General features: G+C 59.9%; 3 protein-coding genes. 1 reads left to right on the forward strand and 2 read right to left on the reverse strand.

The window, feature by feature from the left end; translation table 11 throughout:
• Positions 1 to 214 precede the first annotated feature (214 nt).
• Complete coding sequence (gene yjeM, locus HMPREF9538_RS16990) at positions 215 to 1,717, forward strand: glutamate/gamma-aminobutyrate family transporter YjeM (RefSeq protein WP_009484725.1); 1,503 nt, start codon at positions 215 to 217, stop codon at positions 1,715 to 1,717.
• A gap of 37 nt (positions 1,718 to 1,754) precedes the next feature.
• Here yjeM and mscM read toward each other — a convergent pair whose 3' ends face one another.
• Together mscM and asd are read right to left on the reverse strand one after the other, a co-directional pair.
• Complete coding sequence (gene mscM, locus HMPREF9538_RS16985; RefSeq protein WP_004146716.1) at positions 1,755 to 5,084, reverse strand: miniconductance mechanosensitive channel MscM; 3,330 nt, start codon at positions 5,082 to 5,084, stop codon at positions 1,755 to 1,757.
• A 23-nt stretch (positions 5,085 to 5,107) separates the two neighbouring features.
• Complete coding sequence (gene asd / locus HMPREF9538_RS16980) at positions 5,108 to 6,070, reverse strand: archaetidylserine decarboxylase (RefSeq protein WP_020317254.1); 963 nt, start codon at positions 6,068 to 6,070, stop codon at positions 5,108 to 5,110.
• Positions 6,071 to 6,107 lie beyond the last annotated feature (37 nt).

Raw genomic sequence — 6,107 nt, forward strand, 5'->3', positions numbered from 1 at the left:
AGTGATCGCCTTTACGGTAGACCGCGCCTGTTCCCTTTTTCCCCCCCCCCCGCCGGCGGGTGGGGGAGGTGAAAGACGACTCTGAACCTGACACCCTCGCCCCGGCTTTAGCCCGAATACCCACAATTTCCCTCCGTGATTTTGCTACTATCCGCGCTCTTTTTATGAGGTCAGGCGTCGCTCGTCGGGGCGATGCCCACGTTTGGATAGATTTATGCATCAACAACTCAAGAAGATGAGCCTGATCGGGCTGATTCTGATGATCTTCACCTCGGTATTTGGCTTTGCCAACAGCCCATCGGCGTTTTATCTGATGGGCTATAGCGCGATGCCGTTTTACCTTTTTTCCGCCCTCTTTTTCTTTATCCCGTTCGCGCTGATGATGGCGGAGATGGGCTCAGCTTATCGTCGCGAAGAGGGCGGGATCTATTCCTGGATGAACCACAGCGTCGGGCCGCGCTTTGCCTTCATTGGTACCTTTATGTGGTTTGCCTCGTACGTAGTGTGGATGGTGAGTACCGCCGCTAAGATCTGGGTCCCGCTATCTACTTTTTTGTTTGGCGCGGACAAAACCCAGACCTGGGCGCTGGGTAGCCTGACGCCGACGCAGACGGTCGGTATTCTGGCGGCCTGCTGGATGGTCGTGGTGACCTTTATTGCCGTCAAAGGGATCAATAAAATCGCTAAAATTACCGCCGTCGGCGGTATCGCGGTGATGGGGCTTAACCTGGTGCTGCTGCTGGTGAGCGGGGTGATCCTTCTGCTTAACGGCGGTCATTTCGCCCAGCCGTTAAACTTCACCCTTTCGCCTAATCCCGGGTATCAGTCGGGCATGGCGATGCTGTCGTTTGTGGTATTTGCCATCTTTGCCTATGGCGGAATTGAGGCGGTTGGCGGCTTAGTGGATAAGACCGATAAGCCGGAAAAGAACTTTGCCAAAGGTATTATCATCGCGGCGATCGTTATCTCGATCGGTTACTCGCTGGCGATTGTGCTGTGGGGCGTGAGCGCCAACTGGCAGCAGGTGCTTGGCGCGCGTTCGACCAACCTCGGCAACATCACCTATGTGCTGATGACCAGCCTCGGGGCGACGCTGGGCCAGGCCCTGCACCTGACCCCTGCGGCGTCAGCCCTGACCGGGGTCTGGTTCGCCCGTATTACCGGCCTGTCGATGTTTCTCGCTTACACCGGCGCGTTCTTCACCCTCAGCTATTCTCCTCTGAAAGCGATTATCCAGGGCACGCCAAAAGCGCTCTGGCCGTCGGTGATGACCCGCCTTAACGTCAACGGAATGCCCGCCGCGGCGATGTGGCTGCAGTGTCTGCTGGTCGGGGTGTTTATCGTACTGGTATCGTTCGGTGGGGATAGCGCTTCCGCGTTTTATAACAAGCTGACGCTGATGGCCAATGTCTCTATGACCTTGCCTTATCTGTTCCTGACCATCGCCTTCCCGTTCTTCAAGGCGAAAACCCATCTTGATCGGCCGTTCGTGATCTTCAAAAACCGTCCGTCGACGCTGCTGGCGACCGGCGTGGTGCTGCTGGTGGTGACCTTCGCCAATATCTTCACCATTATCCAACCCGTCATCGACAGCGGGGACTGGAACAGCACCCTGTGGATGGTCGGTGGGCCGATCTTCTTCTCACTGCTGGCGCTGGGGATCTACGAAAGCTACCGTCGGCGCATGGCTTCCGGCGCGCTGGTGATGGAGAGTTAAAGAACCTGCCCGACGGTGCCGCCGGGCAGGGGATGGTTTACAGGCTACCAGCCGTACGGCGGCTGGTTTTTCCGGCCGAGGTCATGGTTTTACTGCTTTGCCTGCCGTCAATACTTTCCAGACGCATCTGGAACGGAGGGAACGGCATATCAATGCCATGCTCGCGGAAGCCCGCCAGGATCAACTGATGCATCTCATGGCGCAGCGGCATGCGGTGCCCCATCTCCGCGGCAAAAATACGTAGCTCGAAAATCTGGATCCCCTGCTGCAGGTCGACGAGAAACGCCTCCGGCGCCGGGGTATCGATGACCAGCGAGCAGCGATGCGCCGCGGCGATGAGAATTTTCGTCACCTCTTCGGTATCGGCGTCCACAGGCGCCGGCACCGTCAGCACCACGCGGGTAACCGAGTCCGACAGCGACCAGTTGATAAACTGTTCGGTAATGAACGCCTTGTTCGGCACGATAATCTCTTTTCGGTCCCAGTCGCTGATGGTGGTCGCACGGGTATTAATGCGGGTGACGCTGCCCGTCAGGTCGCGAATGGTGACCGTATCGCCGATGCGGATCGGCTTCTCAAACAGGATAATCAGGCCGGAGATAAAGTTGGCGAAGATCTCCTGCAGGCCAAACCCGAGACCCACACCCAGCGCGGCGACCAGCCACTGCAGCTTCGACCACTCAATACCGATCATCGAGAAGCCCACCAGCCCGCCGACCAGCATCAGCAGATACTTAGTGATGGTGGTGATGGCGTAGCCGGTGCCGGGCGTTAAATCGAGATGCTGGAGGATCGCCAGTTCCAGCAGCGCGGGCAGGTTGCGTACCAGCTGAGTGGTGATGATCAGCACCAGAATGGCAATCAACACCGCGCCAAGCGTAATAGGCTCAAGGCTTTCCACCCCTTGTACCGTCGAGGTCACGTCCCACAGCGAGATATTCTCAAGGAAGCCAAACGCCGAGTGAATCTCCGACCACAGCACGATGACCGATAGCAGCGCGATCAGCATCAGCAGGGAGCGCACAAGCCGCAGCGACTGGGTACTGATGGCATCGAGGTCAACCTCGCTGACCTCCGTCTCCACCGACCCTTCCGGGCTGCTGACGTGAACGGGCTCATCTTCGCCGCGGGCGCGCTGAGCGAGAATTTCCGCGCGACGATGGCGGGCCCGGTCGAAGGCCAGCCGGCGGCGCTGGATCAGCATCCAGCGGCGGATGATGTGATAGACCACCAGCAGCAGGAACCAGATGGCGACCGAGGTTTCCAGACGCGCAAGCAGCGCCTGGGCGGTGGCGAGGTAGCCGACGGCGGCCGCCAGCATGGCCACCAGCGGGGCGCCAAGCATCAGGTTCCACAGCAGGCGGTTCACCATATTGTCGCCATTCCCCTCTTTATCCAGATAGAGCGGAATACCGGCGTGCTTAAGGCTCAGGGTGACCACCGCCAGCGCGCCGCAGATCAGCAGGAAGCACAGGCGGCCCAGCGAAGCGGAGAATTCGCGGTCGTTAAGATTATCGAACATGATCAGCGCCATAATCAGCGGCACAATCAGCCCGATGCTCATCAGGTAGTAGCGCATCGCCTTCGCCACGCGGCTACGCGGCCAGCCGAAGTGGGCGATAAACAGCCCGTTTGGCCGGGCGAAGGTGGCGCAGATCATCACCACCCACAGCAGAGGCACCGTCGCGGTGACTCCATCGCCAATCGCCACCGCCAGCGGGAACGGCCAGGCGGACTGCAGACCATAGCCGAGCGTCATCCACAGCACCGGCAGCGGCGAGGCCACCAGTATCGACCAGAAGACCGTGCGCAGCGTCAGCCAGAAGTGATCCTGGGTGACTTTCCCCACCCGGGCGCTGGAGCGCTCGAGAAAGCGGGTGAAATGGCGCCGCGAGCTGATGCTAAAGCCAACCAGCAGCAGGGCGGCAAACAGCGGCAGCAGGGTCTCTTTGCTGGTAAGCATCATCGCGCTGGCTTTACCCAGTTCGCTGATGGTATCCAGGGAGATCAGGCGCCGCAGATCCTGGACGATCTCCAGCGGCCAGGAGAAGCCGATGGGGCTGACGTCCGAAGTCCAGAACAGATAGCGGTGGGTGGCTTCGTTGATCTCCTTCAGCGCGTCTTCCAGCTGGCCGTTGGCGACCTTCAGCTTGGTGAGCTCCAGCATCAGGGTATCGCCGCCGCGCAGTAGCGAGTTCAGCAGCTCGTTCTGCGTGCGCAGCTGCGCCTGCAGGATCTTGTTCTGCTCGCTGGTCAGCGGTTCGCCGTCGGCCTGGCGGATCTGCCGCAGCTGCGGCTGCTTACTGAGTAAATCCTCAAAGCGCAGACGCTGCACGCGCAGCTGCGCCATTTCCGTATCCAGCTGCTGCGGGCGAGGGCGCTCCGGCAACCGCGCCACCTGGGCGCGCAGGGCTTCGCCCAGCAGATTGGAGGAGCCCAGCCACTGTGACTGCTCGCGCAGGGTGTTTAACGCCTGGCGCACCTGTAGCGTTTGATTCGTCGCCTGCCGCTGCTGGGACGCCACCAGATCCATGCGCTGCGCCTGCTGGTTCAGCGCCTGGGAGAGTTCACGGTTGACCTTAAACTGGGCGGTGATGTCCGGCGGCAGGTTTTCACTGTTCTCCGCCAGCAGTTCGGTACTCTCCAGCGCCTTTTCAGCCTCCCGCTGGCGCTGGCTGTTTTGCAGATTGCGCAGCGCCTGCAGATAGGCATCCAGCTGCTCGCTCTGCTTTTGCGCCAGTTCGGAACGGGCGCGCGACAGCTCCTGGCGGTTGTTGGCGGAGAGCTGGGCGAGGTCGAGTTCATCTACCAGCGCCTTCAGACGCGCTGATTCCGCCTGCAGGGCAAGATTTTGCGCCTGGGCGAGAGCATTGTTGCCGGTTTGCGTGCCGATGCGGCGCTCAACCTCATTGAGCTGACGACGGGCATCGGTTTGCTGCTGCGGCAGCTGGTTCAGGGAGTCGGCGATTTCACGCGCGCGATCCTGCTCCTGCTGCGCCTGGCGGCTCGATTCCAGCAGTTGGCTGCTGACCTGCAGGATCTCCTGGTTCAGCGCATCGGCGGTCAGGCCGGTTGGCACCTGGCGCGGCTCTTCGCTCAGATTATTGAGCTGGGCACGCAGGCTTTGAAACAGTTTGGGGAAATTGTCGATAACGTCCTGATACTGACGGGCGCGCTCGAGGGATGATTTTCGCTCCTCAAGCGCGTTCAGCGCGGACTGCAGAACTTCAACGGTTTCAGGCTGGGCGGGCTTTGCCGCCTTCGCCTGTTCCAGTTCCTGGGTTATCTGTTTAGCATCCGGGGCTGTCGCAGCGTACGCCCCGAAACTGAGGCTCAAGGCCAACAGGAAAGTGTATATCAGGCGCACGGCATAACCCTTTTGCTGAAGAATTAACCTTGGTCTTGTTTATCGTCAACCAGCGGGCTGGCGCGGTGTTCGGCGCGGATCTCTTCTTCCGGTAACGGCGCGGGTTCAGCGGCGGCGGTCGCTTCCACTGCTGTCGCCAGCGGTTGGCCGATCTTGGTCACGGACAGGCTTTGCAGCGTGTCGACCAGCTTCACCTGGCCCGGGGCAAACAGGTTGATCACGGTGGAACCCAGTTTGAAGCGGCCCATCTCCTGGCCTTTCAGCAAGGCGATGGAGCCTTCGTTGTCGCCAGAGGGCCAGGTCCAGCGTTTAATAATGCCTTCGCGCGGCGGGGTCACGGTGCCGGACCACACGGTCTCGATGCTGCCGACGATAGTTGCGCCCACCAGAATTTGCGCCATCGGGCCAAACTCAGTATCAAACAGGCAGATGACGCGCTCGTTACGGGCGAACAGGTTCGGGACGTTCTGCGCCGTCAAGTGGTTAACAGAGAACAGGTCGCCAGGAACGTAGATCATTTCGCGCAGGATGCCGTTGCACGGCATGTGTACGCGGTGATAGTCGCGCGGCGACAGGTAGGTGGTGGCGAAGCTGCCGTTACGGAACAGGTCGGCTATCTGATAGTTGCCGGCCAGCAGGGCTTCCAGACTGTAGTCATGACCTTTAGCCTGCAGGATTTTATCGTTCTCAATGGCGCCAAGCTGGCTGATCACGCCATCGGCCGGCATCACCAGCACGTTTGGATCGGTATTCAGCGGGCGAACGTCGTCGCGCAGCGGGCGCACGAAGAAATCGTTGAAGGTGCGATAAGCCGCGGTATCCGGCTTCTGCGCCTCTTTCATATCGACCTTGTAGTATTTCACGAACAGATCGATGACCAGCTTCGTCAGCCAACCTGCGCGTTTGCTCGCACCCCAGCCTGCGAGGCGGGTGAGCCACAGTTTAGGCAGAATGTATTGCAGTGAAAGTTTAAGATCGTTTAACAAAGTAGCCTCCAGGCCATGATATGTCGTTCCTGACCCC

Source organism: Klebsiella sp. MS 92-3 (genome assembly GCF_000195655.1).
GTDB classification, from domain to species: Bacteria; Pseudomonadota; Gammaproteobacteria; order Enterobacterales; family Enterobacteriaceae; genus Klebsiella; species Klebsiella pneumoniae.

Coding starts and splice junctions, on each gene's coding strand:
- yjeM (WP_009484725.1), top strand. CDS start 215: ATGCATCAACAACTCAAGAAGATGAGCCTGATCGGGCTGATTCTGATG.